General features: G+C 72.0%; 13 protein-coding genes. 2 read left to right on the top strand and 11 right to left on the bottom strand.

What is annotated here, in order from left to right; all coding sequences use genetic code 11:
- Positions 1-264 precede the first annotated feature (264 nt).
- Positions 265-912, top strand: coding sequence for a histidine phosphatase family protein (locus tag ACF062_RS07615; protein ID WP_392136864.1), 648 nt, complete (start codon positions 265-267; stop codon positions 910-912).
- On the opposite strand, the gene ACF062_RS07610 is transcribed toward ACF062_RS07615, so the two are convergent.
- Positions 909-1109 carry a hypothetical protein gene (locus tag ACF062_RS07610; protein WP_392136863.1) on the bottom strand — a complete coding sequence of 67 codons (201 nt, stop codon included), beginning with the start codon at positions 1107-1109 and terminating at the stop codon, positions 909-911. The genes ACF062_RS07615 and ACF062_RS07610 overlap by 4 nt on opposite strands.
- Before the next feature lie 191 nt (positions 1110-1300).
- Here ACF062_RS07610 and ACF062_RS07605 point away from each other — a divergent pair, with 191 nt between their 5' ends.
- The gene (locus tag ACF062_RS07605) at positions 1301-1501 is read left to right on the top strand and encodes a hypothetical protein (RefSeq protein ID WP_223779241.1); all 201 of its coding nucleotides are present in this window, start codon (positions 1301-1303) and stop codon (positions 1499-1501) included.
- 94 nt (positions 1502-1595) lie between these two features.
- Here the strand turns inward: ACF062_RS07605 and ACF062_RS07600 are convergent, their stop codons facing one another.
- The 10 genes from ACF062_RS07600 to ptlF form a co-directional block, all read right to left on the bottom strand.
- The gene (locus ACF062_RS07600) at positions 1596-1793 is read right to left on the bottom strand and encodes a hypothetical protein (protein ID WP_392136862.1); all 198 of its coding nucleotides are present in this window, start codon (positions 1791-1793) and stop codon (positions 1596-1598) included.
- A 237-nt stretch (positions 1794-2030) separates the two neighbouring features.
- The gene (ispG, locus tag ACF062_RS07595; RefSeq protein WP_392137675.1) at positions 2031-3164 is read right to left on the bottom strand and encodes a flavodoxin-dependent (E)-4-hydroxy-3-methylbut-2-enyl-diphosphate synthase; all 1134 of its coding nucleotides are present in this window, start codon (positions 3162-3164) and stop codon (positions 2031-2033) included.
- A gap of 59 nt (positions 3165-3223) precedes the next feature.
- The gene (locus ACF062_RS07590; RefSeq protein WP_392136861.1) at positions 3224-5095 is read right to left on the bottom strand and encodes a 1-deoxy-D-xylulose-5-phosphate synthase; all 1872 of its coding nucleotides are present in this window, start codon (positions 5093-5095) and stop codon (positions 3224-3226) included.
- Positions 5092-6081 (bottom strand): 4-hydroxy-3-methylbut-2-enyl diphosphate reductase, encoded by a 990-nt coding sequence (gene ispH / locus ACF062_RS07585; protein ID WP_392136860.1) that lies wholly within the window; start codon positions 6079-6081, stop codon positions 5092-5094. The genes ACF062_RS07590 and ispH overlap by 4 nt, the downstream gene beginning before the upstream one ends.
- A gap of 17 nt (positions 6082-6098) precedes the next feature.
- Positions 6099-7469, bottom strand: a complete 1371-nt coding sequence (gene ptlI, locus ACF062_RS07580; RefSeq protein WP_392136859.1) for a pentalenene oxygenase — start codon at positions 7467-7469, stop codon at positions 6099-6101.
- Between the two features lie 51 nt (positions 7470-7520).
- Positions 7521-8531 (bottom strand): pentalenene synthase, encoded by a 1011-nt coding sequence (gene ptlA / locus ACF062_RS07575; protein ID WP_392136858.1) that lies wholly within the window; start codon positions 8529-8531, stop codon positions 7521-7523.
- 215 nt (positions 8532-8746) lie between these two features.
- The gene (locus ACF062_RS07570) at positions 8747-9760 is read right to left on the bottom strand and encodes a polyprenyl synthetase family protein (RefSeq protein ID WP_392136857.1); all 1014 of its coding nucleotides are present in this window, start codon (positions 9758-9760) and stop codon (positions 8747-8749) included.
- Positions 9757-10662 (bottom strand): neopentalenolactone/pentalenolactone F synthase, encoded by a 906-nt coding sequence (ptlD, locus tag ACF062_RS07565; RefSeq protein WP_392136856.1) that lies wholly within the window; start codon positions 10660-10662, stop codon positions 9757-9759. The genes ACF062_RS07570 and ptlD overlap by 4 nt, the downstream gene beginning before the upstream one ends.
- Positions 10663-10723: 61 nt before the next feature.
- Positions 10724-12553: a neopentalenolactone/pentalenolactone D synthase gene (gene ptlE / locus ACF062_RS07560; protein ID WP_392136855.1), complete on the bottom strand. Its 1830-nt coding sequence runs from the start codon at positions 12551-12553 to the stop codon at positions 10724-10726.
- Between the two features lie 67 nt (positions 12554-12620).
- A complete protein-coding gene (gene ptlF / locus ACF062_RS07555) occupies positions 12621-13430 on the bottom strand; it encodes a 1-deoxy-11-beta-hydroxypentalenate dehydrogenase (RefSeq protein ID WP_392136854.1) in 810 nt (269 codons plus the stop codon).
- Between the last annotated feature and the right edge of the window lie 44 nt (positions 13431-13474).

Below are 13474 nucleotides of genomic sequence, written 5' to 3'. Positions count from 1 at the left end.
ACGCGGCCCGACGCCATCGGGCCCGCGGCTCCTTTGCCCGCGCGGAACTGCGGCTGTCCCGCGGTCGGCCCGGCCCCCGCCGCGCCGACCGCGCCGCCACCCGCCGCGCCGCACGCCCGCGGCTCGTCCGCCGCGTCCACCATCTTCAGCGTCCCGGCGGGCCCTGACGTCCCGGCGGGCCCAGGGGTCCGCCGCCGGAACCGCGTCAGCGCTCCGCGCGTCCCCTCAGCCGATACTCATGATCAGGAAGGGGGCCGTTCCGTCATGACCGGGAGCGCCGTCCGTCACCTCTACCTCGCCCGGCACGGCGAGGCCACGCCCGATGAGAGCCGCCTGACGGAGGGCGGCCGTCGGCAGGCCGTCCTTCTCGGGGAGCGGCTGCGCGGCGTTCCTCTCTCCGCGGTCCACCACGGGCCGCTGCCACGGGCCGAGGAGACCGCCCGGCTGATCGCCGGGCGGCTCGACGGCGTGCCCCTGCACCGCTCGGACGCAGCGGGTGACTACATCCCGTACATGCCGTGCGAGAACGAACTCCCCCCGGAGAGCGCCGAGTCGACGCTCCAGCGGCTCGGCGGATTTCCCGAGGAGGAGCGCGCGGGCGGGCCCGCGCTCGCCCGTGACGCGCTGGCCCGCTTCACCGGCCCGGCGCCGGGCACCGAACCGCGCCACGAACTGGTCGTCACGCACAACTTCCTCATCGGCTGGCTCGTCCGGGACGCCCTCGACGCCCCGCCGTGGCGCTGGCTCGGCCTCAACCACTGCAACGCCGCCCTGACCGTCATCCGCTACGCGCCGGGGCGGCCCGCCTCGCTGCTCTTCTACAACGACATGCGGCATCTGCCCCCTGAGCTGCGCTGGACCGGATTCCCGCCGGAGTTCCGCGCCTGCGAGCCGGGCGGCGGCGACAACTAGCGCAGGAGCGGAACGGCGACGCCGTTGATCAGCGGCCCTTCGACGGTCACCCCTTCCGAGATCAGCGTCTCCAGGTGCGGCAGCGGATTCGGGTTGGCCGCACCCCGCGGGGCCGCCGAGGCCGGGGCGGCGAGCGCGACGGTGGCCAGGGTGAGAGCCCCGAGCAGGGTGACGGCCGGAACGCGACGATGACGCATGCGGCTGACTTCTTTCTCCGGCTTCTTTCTCCGGGGGTTCAGGGGATGTTGGGGGCATCGGACGACCCGTTCGTATGATCGTCGGTGACTTCTTGGACGCGCGGGGGGTTACCCACGGCAGCGGGCCGCGACCGGCGGCCCATGCGCTTGCTCCAAGGAGGCTTGCTGTGAACAGCAGTTGGGTGCGGAAGATGTCCCGTTGGGCGCTGGTCGCGGCGGTGACGGCCACGCCGGCCGTGCTGTGTTCCGGCACGGCACACGCCGACGAGACGCACAAGGACTCGCACAACGCCCCCAGTGTCGCGCTGATCAGCACCGGACAGATCGACGACCCGATGGAGGACGTGCTGGAGCACACCCTCAACTTCGGCGACGGCTACCGCTGGAGCTGACCGCAGGGCAGCCGCCTCCCGGTGGCGCACGCGCGCGGCTCCGGAGCCTTCACGCAAGTGCGCCACCGAACAGGGGGCCCTCAGGTCACGCTGGTCACGGCGCGAGGCACGCGGTGCCCGGCACCTCGGTGGGAACACCGAGCGCGGTCGGGTCGACGATCGTGGTCAGGTCCCCGACCGCCTGCGCCGCGCAGTCGACGGTCGCGATCGGATCCGGCACGGCGGCGGCGGGCCCGGCGAGAACCCCCAGCAGGGTGACGGCCCCAAGGATGACGGCGGCGGTACGGCGCATGTGAACTCTCTTTCGTCACGGCGGAGTTGCCTGCGGCCCGGGCTTTTCCCCGGGCCCCTCCGTGCCTCCCCAGCCCCCTCACCCGATACGCCCCATATCACCCGTACGAGGATGAGGGAACGATCCGCCTCACTTGCCTCGAGTGTCAGCACACTCAGGACAACGCGAGGTGTTCATGGGCGCCGCCCCACTGCGGTGCGCGCGGGCCCGTACGCCGCGTACGGGCCCGCGCGCGGCTCAGACGACGATGACCTCGGGCCCCTCGGAGGGCAGGCCGTCGTTCTCCATCTGGGCGGCGATCTTCATCGCCTCTTCGATGAGGGTCTCCACGATCCTCGACTCCGGGACGGTCTTGATGACCTCACCCTTGACGAAGATCTGCCCCTTGCCGTTGCCGGAGGCCACGCCGAGGTCGGCCTCACGCGCCTCACCGGGCCCGTTGACGACACACCCCATCACCGCCACCCGCAGCGGCACCTCCATGCCCTCCAGACCGGCGGTGACCTCCTCCGCCAACCGGTAGACATCCACCTGCGCCCGACCACACGACGGACACGAGACGATCTCAAGGCGCCGCTGCCGCAACCCCAACGACTCCAGGATCTGGATGCCGACCTTGACCTCCTCCACCGGCGGCGCCGACAACGACACCCGGATCGTGTCGCCGATGCCCTCGGAGAGCAGCGCGCCGAAGGCGACCGCCGACTTGATGGTGCCCTGGAAAGCCGGACCCGCCTCCGTCACGCCGAGGTGCAGGGGATAGTCGCACCGGGCGGCCAGCTGACGGTAGGCATTCACCATCACCACCGGATCGTTGTGCTTCACCGAGATCTTGATGTCCCGGAACCCGTGCTCCTCGAAGAGCGACGCCTCCCACAGCGCGGACTCCACCAGCGCCTCGGGGGTCGCCTTGCCGTACTTCTCCAGCAACCGCCTGTCGAGCGAACCCGCGTTGACACCGATACGGATCGGCGTCCCCGCATCCCCCGCTGCCTTCGCGATCTCCTTCACCTTGTCGTCGAACTGCTTGATGTTGCCCGGATTGACCCGGACCGCCGCACACCCCGCGTCGATCGCCGCGAACACGTACTTCGGCTGGAAGTGGATGTCCGCGATCACCGGGATCTGCGACTTCCGCGCGATCGTCCCCAGCGCGTCCGCGTCGTCCTGCGTCGGACACGCCACCCGCACGATCTGGCAGCCCGACGCCGTCAACTCCGCGATCTGCTGCAACGTCGCCCCGACATCCGACGTACGCGTCGTCGTCATCGACTGCACCGAAACCGGCGCACCCCCGCCCACCGGCACCGAACCCACCTCGATACGCCGCGAGACACGACGCTCCGCCAACGTGAGCGGTACGGACGGCATTCCCAGTGAGACCTGCACGGCGCTGCCCCCTTCAGGGACTCGTTCACGGACTCGATTCGTCACGACGGCCTCCGTGCCATCGGCTGTGCGTTCGCCGGCTGTCGGCGCGCCCGCCCCACGAGCGTGTCCGCCAGCGCCCCGGCCACGTGTCCGCCCGTCAGCCCGCAGCGCTCCAGGACGTCGGCGCGTGAGCCATGGTCGAGGAAGCTCTGCGGCAGGCCGAAGTTCCGTACGGGCGTGGGTACTTCCGCGTCGGCGAGGGCCTGTGTGACCGCCGCGCCGACGCCGCCCGCGCGGCCGTTGTCCTCGACGGTGGCGACCAGACGGTAGGTGGCGGCCAGCTCCACCAGTGCCTGCGGTACCGGTTTGACCCAGCGTGGATCGACGACCGTCACGCCGTGGCCGTGCCCGGCGAGGAGGTCGGCGGCCTCCAGGCACGTCTGCGCCATCGCGCCCACGGAGACGAGCAGCAGCTCCGCCTCCGGGTCGCGGCGCAGCACGTCGAGGCCGCCGATGGTGTCGATCGCCGGGACGTCCTCCCCCGTACGGCCCTTCGGGAAGCGGACGGCGGTCGGGCCGTCGTCGACGGCCACGGCCTCGCGCAGGGCCCTGCGCAGGGTGGCGGCGTCGCGCGGCGCGGCCAGGCGCAGGCCCGGTACGAGCTGGAGCAGCGACATGTCCCACATGCCGTGGTGGGAGGGCCCGTCGTCGCCGGTCACTCCCGCGCGGTCCAGGACGAGGGTCACCGGGGCGCGGTGCAGGGCGGTGTCGAGGAGCAGCTGGTCGAAGGCCCGGTTGAGGAACGTCGCGTAGAGGGCGACCACCGGGTGCATGCCGCCCAGTGCCAGGCCCGCCGCGGCGGTCACCGCGTGCTGCTCGGCGATGCCCACGTCGACGGCGCGGTCGGGGAAGCGGGCGGCGAACTCGGTCAGGCCGGTCGGGCCCGGCATGGCCGCCGTGAGGGCCACGACGTCCGGGCGGTCCACGCCGATCTCGACCAGCTCCCGGCCGAAGACCGAGGTCCAGGAGAGCGCCGCACCGGTGTTCCCGGTGCCGCTCCCGCTCCCGGCCCCGCCACCCTGCGGCCTGGCCCGGACCGCGTGGAAGCGTTCCGCGTCGTCCGCGAGGGCCGGGGCGTGGCCGCGGCCCTTCTCGGTGACGCAGTGGACGACGACCGGGCGTCCGGTGCCCGCCGCCCGGCGCAGCGCGTTCTCCAGCGCGGCGACGTCGTGACCGTCCACCGGCCCCAGATAGGCCATGCCGAGTCCCTCGAAGAAGCTCTTCGGGACGCCGTGGGCGCGGAGTTCGGCCAGGTGAGCGGCGAGGGCGCCGACCGTGGGTGCGTAGGAGCGGCCGTTGTCGTTGAGCACGACGATCACCGGGCGGTCGGCGGACGCGATGTTGTTCAGCGCCTCCCAGGCCATGCCCCCGGTCAGCGCGCCGTCCCCGACGACCGCCACCACGGCGCGGTCGTCGAGGCCGCGCAGGGCGTGGGCGCGGGCCAGGCCATCGGCCCAGGACAGGGCGGTGGAGGCGTGCGAGTTCTCGATCACGTCGTGGTCGGACTCGGCGCGGGAGGGGTAGCCGGAGAGGCCGCCCGTACTGCGCAGGGTGGTGAAGTCGCGGCCGCGGCCGGTCAGGAGTTTGTGTACGTAGGTCTGGTGGCCGGTGTCCCACAGGATGCGGTCGCGGGGCGAGTCGAACACCCGGTGCAGGGCGATCGACAGCTCCACGACGCCCAGGTTGGGGCCCAGGTGGCCGCCGGTGCGGGTGACCGTGTCGATCAGGAGCCGGCGGATCCGGGGCACCAGCCGCCGTACCTCCTGCGGGGACAGGGCCCGCAGGTCCGCGGGGTCCGCGAAGTCCAAGAGGTCCGGGGTGACCTCCGGGAGGGCCGCTATGGGGGTGATGTCCTCGACTGATGGGTTCATGAGGCCTCGTCCGCCAACGGGGTGCGGGGTATCCGGCCGGTGACCGGGTCGGTGAGCCGTCCGGGCATGGAGAAGACGACGTCCTCGTCCGCGCCCCGCCGCACCTGGACGTCGTCGTGGCCCAGCTCCGCGAGGCGCTGCACCAGCTCGCGGACCAGGATCTCCGGCGCGCTGGCCCCCGAGCTGACGCCGACGCTGCGCACGCCCCGGAGCCACCGCTCGTCGAGGTGGCCGACGTCGGGGACGAGGTGGGCCGCGCAGCCGTGCTCGCGGGCCACCTCCACCATGCGCAGGGAGTTGCTCGAGTTGCGGGAGCCTACGACCAGCACCAGGTCGCAATCGGCGGCCAGTTCCTTGACGGCGTTCTGCCGGTTCTGGCTCGCGTAGCAGATGTCGTCGCTGCCCGGCGAGACGATGTCGGTGAACCTGCGGTGCAGCGCCTCGACGATGCGTGCCGTCTCGTCGAAGGACAGGGTGGTCTGGGTGAGGCAGGCGACCGGGGTGTCGTCGGGCAGTGCGCACCGCTCGGCGTCCTCGACGGTCTCGATGACGACCGTGCGGTCGGGTGCCTCGCCCCGGACGCCCTCGATCTCCTCGTGACCGGCGTGCCCGACGAGCAGGACCGTGCGGCCCTCACGCGCGTACCGCAGCGCCTCCTGGTGCACCTTGGCCACCAGCGGGCACGTCGCGTCGATGACTTCGAGGCGCCGGTCGTCCGAGGCGGCGCGCACGGCGGGCGAGACGCCGTGCGCGGAGAAGACGCAGACGGCGCCCTCGGGGACCTCCGCCTCGCTGTCCACGAAACGGGCGCCGCGCTTCTCCAGCTCGGACACGATGTAGTGGTTGTGCACGATCTCCTTGCGGACGTACACCGGGGCCCCATGGAGCTCCAGGGCGCGCTCCACGATGCCGATGGCGCGGCGCACCCCGGCACAGAAGCCTCTGGGCTCGGCGAGGACCGTCTGCCGTTTCTCCGTCATGGGCATGCTGCTGTCTCCTGTCCCTACTGGCCGGGGGTGCGGGCGGTCAGTCGCAGGCGCAGCCGGCGCGGCTGGTAGACGGTGGCCAGCGGGATGGGCCGTACGTCGACGCCGGGTTCGCAGGTGACCCGCCACTTGCCGAGGATGGTGGCGAGCGCGAGGGTCGCCTCGGTGCGGGCGTAGAGGTCGCCGATGCACTTGCGGGCGCCGGTGCCGAACGCCATGAAGGCCTGCCGCGCCAGGGGCGAGACCCGGTCGGGCAGCCAGCGGTCGGGGTCGAACTGCCGCTCCCTGGGGTAGGCATCGGTGTTGAGCGCCACCGCCGCGGGGCTGAACACGACGGTGCTCCCCGCGGGCAGCCGCAGCCCCGCCACGTCCAGGTCGGTGGCGGTGAGCCGGGTGAAGAGCCAGGCGGGCGGGTAGAGCCGCAGGGTCTCGGTGATGATCCGGTCGGTCAGTTCGAGCCGCGCGATGTCGTCGAACTCCGGTGCCCTGCCGCCGAGGACCTCGTCGATCTCCGCGTACAGCCGCTCCTCGATCCGCGGGTACTTCGAGAGCAGGTAGAAGATCCAGGTGAGGGTGGCGGCGACGGTCTCGGTGCCGGCCGCCATCACGGTGATGACCTGGTCGTGGATCTCCTTGTCGTCCAGCCTGCCGCCGTCGTCGTCGCGGGAGTCGAGGAGGGCGGACAGGAGGTCGTCGTGGTCGACGCCGTCGCGGCGGTAGTCGTCGATGAGGGTCTGGGTGGTGCGGTGCAGGTAGTCGAGGTTCGCGCGGTAGCGGCGGTTGCCTGGGCTCGGCATCTTGCGTACCGCGGTGGGCAGGAACATCTGCCGGAACAGCCCCTTCAGCACGGCGTCGAAGGCGCGCTCCACGCTGTCGGCGAGTTCCTTGCTGACGGGCGTGGAGTACAGCGTGCGGCCGACGGTGCGTAGCGCCATGCCGTACATCTCCGGGAACGCGTCGACGACCACGCCGTCGTGCCAGCGTTCCGCGGTGGTCTCGATCTCCGCGTGCATCGCGGAGGCGTACCGCTTGAGCTGGGGGCGGGTGAAGGCCGACTGCATGAGCCTTCGCTGCCGCCGGTGGTCGGCGTAGGGGCAGGTGACCAGGCCGTTGCCCGCGATATCCCGGGCGCGGTCGTAGAAGATGCCGCCCTTGTCGTAGTCGCTGTCGCTGGTCAGGACCTGGCGGAGCAGGGTGGGGTGGGTCGGTACGTGGGCCTCGGTGGGGCCGAGGCGTATCTTCACGAGGTCGCCGTGCGTGGACAGGGACGACATGAACTGGAGCGGGCGGCGCATCATCTGCCAGGCGTGTCCGACGAAGGGCGCGGCGCCGGGCGCGGTGCCCGCGACGAAGGTCTGCTGCTCGGTCTGGGCGGTCTGCTGGACCATGGGGTTCTCCTCGGCTTTCCTGGGGTGGTTCGGGGCGGGTGGTCGGGCCCGTCAGCGGAGGCTGCCGAGTTCCTCCAGGTAGCCCTGGCGGCTGGCGGCCAGCGCGAACTCGGCGTCGTAGCGCCCCGAGGAGCGGTGCCAGTCGTAGGAGCCGCGGATGACGGGGCGTACCGCGTCGAGCCGGTAGCGTTCGACGGCCTCGCGCTCGTCCGCGGTGAGGGAGAAAGCGTCGCAGACCTTGGGCAGGATGCTCTCCAGGAGCAGGAACTCCTCCAGCCGTACGCGGACTTCGTCCTGCATGTACGCGATGCTGCGGCTTCTGGGCCAGCCGTGCTCGCGCATGAGGATGAAGACCAGGTTGTTCGTCTCGCCGCGCGCCTCCTCCTTCTCCAGCGAGGCGATGTCGTTGAGCATGAGGTTGACGTCGACGGCGACGCGCAGCATGGCCGACATCACGGCGCTGTCGAACACCCGGTGCGGGACCTCGAAGTGCCCGGTGGCCTCGGCGAGGTCGACCGTGGGCTGTACCCCTATGGTGTGGCGGCGCATGCCGAGGTATTCGCGGGCCGAGGTGCAGGGGGTGTCGTCGAAGCGGCCGGCCGCCTCGTCGACGTATCCCTGGAAGTAGTTGCGCCAGTGCTGGGCGCTGCGGGCGCACCACTCCTTCGACATGCCCTCGCGGGTACGGCGCCAGATGTCGGCGAAGCCGTGGGCGATCAGCGGCGCCGAGGCGGGCAGCGGGCCGTCCAGGGCGGCGGCGACGGCGTCGGTCAGCTCCTTGGTCCGTCGCGGGTCCTCACCGCGCGGACCGTCGAAGAGGTCGTCGAAGAGGAAGAACCAGGACATCAGGTCGACGCCGAGGTCGAGGTCGGCGCCGCTGGTGGAGGGGTAGAAGCGGGCGGCGAGGTCGGCGTAGCCGCCCTTGCGGTGGCGCTCCGCCGCGGCCTCGGTGTTGATCAGCCCGAACGACCGGGGCCAGGCGATGTGTTCGGCCTCGGCGCGCGCGTGATCGGGGCTGCGGCGGCTGGGCAGGGGTATGGAGAAATCGACGTCCTGCGGCATGGGGGAATCTCCCTGGGCTTCACAGGGGCACGGACAGGCGCCCGAGGTGGGGTGGTGGGGCCGCGGACCGGGGCGACGCTGCCCGCGGTGCGGTGGGGAGGGGCGGGTGACGAGCCGGGGGATGACGGCCCGTGGGGTGCGCGGTGGGGCGGCGCCGGTCGGCCCGCGGCGGGTGGGGGTTGCCGCGCGGGCCGGGGCGCCGGTGTCGGGGGCGGCTACATGTCGCGGCCCACGATGAAGCCGCCGAGCGCGATGAGTTCCTCGCGCGCGGCCGGGTCGAGCGCGGCGTCGCGCAGCGCCGCCTCGCCCAGCTCCAGGCGCCGGGTGGCCTCGGCGACGGCCCAGGTGCGGCCGCCCGCCTCCTCGACGAGGTCGGCGGCGCGGCGCAGTTCGGTCTCGTCCGGCTCGTCGGGTGCGCTGAGCCAGGCGGCGAGTTCGACGCTGGAGGTGCCCTGCTGGTTGAGGGCGTAGGCGACGGGCAGCGACTTCTTGCGGGTCCGCAGGTCGTTGTGGACCGGCTTGCCGGTGCGGGCCGGGTCGCCCCAGACGCCGAGTACGTCGTCGATGAGCTGGAAGGCGATGCCGACCTGGTCGCCGTAGAGCGCGAGGGCGTCCACCACGGTGACCGGGGCGCCGGCGAGCACCGCGCCGATCGCGGCGCTCGCGGAGAGCAGCGCGCCGGTCTTCCCGGCGGCCATCTCGACGCACTCCTCGACGGTGACGTGCGCCCGGTTCTCGAACGACATGTCCTGCACCTGCCCGCGGATCAGCTCGCGGGTGGCGCGGGAGAGCAGCCGGGCCGCGGCGGCCGCGGTCGGCTGCCCGCACTCCAGGAGGACCTCCTGGGCGAGCGCGAGCAGGGCGTCGCCGGTGAGGATCGCGCCCGATGCGCCGTAGAGGGACCACACGGTGCGGCGGTGGCGGCGCTGCTCGTCGCCGTCCATCAGGTCGTCGTGCAGCAGCGAGAAGTTGTGGACCAGTTCGACGGCCACGGCGCCCGGCAGGCCTCGCTCGGGCCGGGCCCCCGCCGCCTGGGCGGAGAGCAGGGCCAGCGCGGGCCGTACGGCCTTGCCGCCGCCGTCACGGGCCGGGGCGCCCGCGGCGTCGATCCAGCCGAAGTGGTAGGCCGCCTGGCGGCGGCTCTCCTCGTCGAGCCGGTCGAGCGCCGCCCTCAGGGCGGGCGTGAGCGTGTCGCGGACCCGGTGCAGACTGCTCGGTGTCGCGGTCACGCGGCGCCCCCTTCGCGCCACGGCTCCGCCGGGTCGTCGAAGATGGTCACGACCTTGCGCAGGATGCGGCGCTCGGCCGGGTCGAACGGCAGCCGGGAGTGGATGGTGCCCAGCTGGTCCCACATGACGAGGTCGCCGGGCTGCCAGGTGTGGGTGTAGGTGAGCGCGGGCTCACCGGCCCTGGCGAACAGCTCCTTGAGTACGGCGCCGCTGGCCCCGGGGTCGAGTTCGAGGATCCGCTTGGTGTTGAGCGGGTTGGCGTACACGGCGCGGCGGCCGGTGCGCGGGTTGCGCGCGATCAGCGGGTGGACGGTGGAGGTGCCGTCCTCGGGCTGCACCTCGGGCGCCTTGCCGGCGGCCGTGAGGCTGACCTCGCCCTGGTACTCCTCCTCGATGACGTCCTCGTAGCCGGAGCGCAGGGCGTGGCGGGCACGGTAGGAGCGGTAGCTCTCCCGCACGTCGGCGGGGAGCGAGTCGTAGACGCCGTACGTGCTGGTGAAGGCCGTCTCGCCGCCGCCGCTCACCGGCAGTTCCACCGCCGCGAGGAAGCCGATCTGGGCGACGCGCGGGCGGAAGGAGTAGTCGGTGTGCCAGTCCATCCCCTCCGGCTCGCCGACGCCGATGCGGCGGCCGTTCTCCACGATGTTGGAGATGATGAGGATCTCGTTGTGCTCGGGGCTCGCGCCGTTGGTCAGTCCCGTGCGCGGGATGTGCCCGAAATGGCGGCCGAACTCCATGAGCTGGGTGTCGGTGGGGTCGTCGTGTCCCCGGAAGACGATGACGAGGTGCTCGTCGAGCGCCTGCCAGATCTCCTCGATCTCCCGCGGGGTGATGTCACCCGAGATGGTGGCGCCGCGCACGACGGCGCCGAACGACGAGCCGGGTATGGGCGTTACGTCCACTTGCGTTGGCTCCTCTTCGGTGGGGCGTGTTGACGTTCATGTCGCGTGGGGGTGGCGGTGATCAGCGCAGTTCGAGCCCGGCGAGGTCGTCGGCCTGCCGCCAACGGCGCAGGATCTCGACGAACTCCACCGATCCGCCTCCGTAACTGGAGTTGAGGATCTTGACGTCCTCGGGCCGGCCTTCGTTGTTGAAGAGGCCGGGGGTGCACGCCTCGGCGAAGTCGAGGTTGCGGTTGGCCAGTTTGAGGATCGTGTCGACCCACTCCTGCTCGGCGGTGGCGGACGCCTCGACGACGCCGTGGCCGCGCCCCGTCACGGACCTGACGATGTACGCCAGGTGCTTGCTCTGTTCGTTGAGCATGTAGGGGACGTTGACGTGCAGGCCGGACTGGGCCTTGGACATGATGAAACAGTTGGGGAACCCGTTGACCTGGAGGCCGTGGAGGGTGCGGGCGCCCTCCGCCCACTTCTCCGAGAGGCGGATGCCGTCACGTCCGACCGGGTCGTAGCCGGCGCGGCTGGTGTAGGGGACGGCGAACTCGGACTCGTACCCCGACGCGAAGATCACGCAGTCGAGCGCGGTCTCCCGTCCGGCGGCGACCACACCGCGCGGGGTGAGCCGCTCCACGCCGCGCCCCTGGGTGTCCACGAGCGTGACGTCGGGCCGGTTGAAGGTGTCGAGGAAGCCGTCGTGGAAGCACGGGCGCTTGCAGAACAGCCGGTAGTACGGTTTCAGCGCGGCGGCCACGGCCTTGTCGCGCACCGACTGGTCGACGCGGCGCCGCAGCTCCTCCATGCGCCGCAGGTCGGCGAGTTCGATGGCGGCGCCCCTGGCCGCCGGGTCCTCGTCCGTGCCGGACTTGGGCAGGATCGCGGCGAGCTTGGCCGTGATCTCCGTCCAGCCGTCGTTCACGAGGTCCGTGTCCGCGTCGGCCCCGGAGGTCAGCGCGTGGAAGTTGTCCATGCGCCGCTGCTGCCAGCCCGGCTCCAGGGTCTTGACCCAGTCGGCGTCGGTGGGCCGGTTGCCGCGGGGGTTCACGGCGGGCGGGGTGCGCTGGAAGACGTACAGGTGGGCGGAGTACTCGGCCAGGTGGGGGATGACCTGCACGGCGGTCGCCCCGGTCCCGATGATCCCCACCTTCTTGTCCCGCAGCCCGGTCAGGCCGCCGTGGATGTCGCCGCCGGTGTAGGCGAAGTCCCAGCGGGAGGCGTGGAACGCATGCCCCTCGAAGCTGTTGATGCCCGGCACCGTGGGGATCTTCGGCCGGTGCAGCGAGCCGATCGCCATGCAGACGAAGCGGGAGCGGAAGCGGTCACCGCGATCCGTGCGCACGGTCCAGCGCCGCGCTTCCTCGTCCCACTCCAGGCCGGTGACCGAGGTCTGGAAGAGCGCTGCACGCCGGAGGTCGAACCTGTCGGCGAGGGCCCGGCAGTGGGCGAAGATCTCGTCGCCGGTCGCGTACTTCTCCGAGGGCATGGTGCCCACGTCGTCGAGCAGCGGCATGTAGATGTAGCTCTCGACGTCGCAGCGCAGCCCGGGGAAGCGGTTCCAGTACCAGGTGCCGCCCACGTCGCCGGCGGTGTCGACCAGCCGGATCGAGAGCGGACCGCACTCCTGGCGCAGCCGGGCCCCGGCGAGCAGCCCGCCGATCCCGGCACCGATCACGGTGACGTCGACCTCGTCCTGGACCGGCGACCGGTCGACGGGCTCGGCGTAGGGGTCCTGCCCGAAGCGGGCGAACTCGCCGCGCGCGCCATGGTATTCGCGTCTTCGGTCGGGCCCGAGGCGCTTACGGCGCTCTTCCTGGTACTTCGCTCGTGCTGCCTGTATGTCAGGGGTGTCAGAGGTGTCAGGAGTCTCAGGGGTCTCGGGGGTGTCGGGGAGCGGCACTGCGGCATCTCCTTCAGGTGGTTCGACCGTACGAGAAGTGCTCAGGGTGTCGCGTGTTGACGGGCGGTCAGCCAGGCTGTGCCGACCGCTGGTTGGGGGTGACCGGCGGTGGCGATTCCGTCTCCAGGTGGTGTCGTACGTCCTCGTACTGGGCGTCGATGCGGTCCGGCGCGTCGGCGTTGGTGAAGAGGTAGAAGCGGTCGGAGCCGAGCGCGTCCCACACCGTCCGCGCCACCTCGTCGGCGCCGACCGTGGTGGCCCCGGTCGCGTCACGCGGCGCCACCAGGCCGCGCGTCATGGGGGTGTCGACCCGCCCGGGGCACAGTACGGAGACCCGCACCGGCGTGCCGCGCAGATCGGCCCGCAGGCTGCGTGCCACGGCGAGGTCCGCGTGCTTGGACGCCGCGTAGGCGGCGGAGCCCGCGCCGACGACGAACGCCGACATGGACGCGGTCTGCACGAGGTGCGCCGGGCGCCCGCCGGCGAGGAGGCGCGGCACGAAGGCACGCGCGACGTAGAGGTGCGACCAGTAGTTCACGTCGAGGACGCCGCGCACCTCGTCGAGGGGCACCTCCCACAGGGGCCGGCCCACCGGCCCCACGACTCCGGCGTTGTTGCACACGACGTCGACCGCGCCGAGCCGCTCGTACGCCGTCGCGGCCAGTTCCTCGACCGCCTTCTCGTCCACGAGGTCGGCGACGAAGGTGCTGACGTCGGCACCATCCCGCGTCAACTCTCGCGCGGAGTACGCCAGACCATCGCCGTCGACGTCCGTCATCACCACGCGCGCGCCCTCTCGCGCCAGCCGGGCGCTGAGCGCGCGGCCTATGCCGCTCGCGGCCCCGGTGACCACGGCCGCCCCCACCTCGAAACGCATCCCGCCGTCTCCCCCGTCGTCGATGTCATGCAGGTGAATTCATG

The sequence above is a fragment of the Streptomyces sp. NPDC015345 genome, assembly GCF_043078805.1.
GTDB lineage: Bacteria > Actinomycetota > Actinomycetes > Streptomycetales > Streptomycetaceae > Streptomyces.
Note: the sequence above shows the minus strand (reverse complement) of the source record. Positions and strands in the feature narration are given on the sequence as shown.

Bases quoted from the DNA above. Each gene is read 5' to 3' on its own strand.
- ACF062_RS07590 (WP_392136861.1), bottom strand. From the start codon at position 5,095: ATGAACCCATCAGTCGAGGACATCACCCCCATAGCGGCCCTCCCGGAG.
- ptlA (WP_392136858.1), bottom strand. From the start codon at position 8,531: ATGCCGCAGGACGTCGATTTCTCCATACCCCTGCCCAGCCGCCGCAGC.
- ACF062_RS07610 (WP_392136863.1), bottom strand. From the start codon at position 1,109: ATGCGTCATCGTCGCGTTCCGGCCGTCACCCTGCTCGGGGCTCTCACC.
- ptlI (WP_392136859.1), bottom strand. From the start codon at position 7,469: ATGGTCCAGCAGACCGCCCAGACCGAGCAGCAGACCTTCGTCGCGGGC.
- ACF062_RS07600 (WP_392136862.1), bottom strand. From the start codon at position 1,793: ATGCGCCGTACCGCCGCCGTCATCCTTGGGGCCGTCACCCTGCTGGGG.
- ispH (WP_392136860.1), bottom strand. From the start codon at position 6,081: ATGCCCATGACGGAGAAACGGCAGACGGTCCTCGCCGAGCCCAGAGGC.
- ptlF (WP_392136854.1), bottom strand. From the start codon at position 13,430: ATGCGTTTCGAGGTGGGGGCGGCCGTGGTCACCGGGGCCGCGAGCGGC.
- ACF062_RS07615 (WP_392136864.1), top strand. From the start codon at position 265: ATGACCGGGAGCGCCGTCCGTCACCTCTACCTCGCCCGGCACGGCGAG.
- ispG (WP_392137675.1), bottom strand. From the start codon at position 3,164: ATGCCGTCCGTACCGCTCACGTTGGCGGAGCGTCGTGTCTCGCGGCGT.
- ACF062_RS07605 (WP_223779241.1), top strand. From the start codon at position 1,301: ATGTCCCGTTGGGCGCTGGTCGCGGCGGTGACGGCCACGCCGGCCGTG.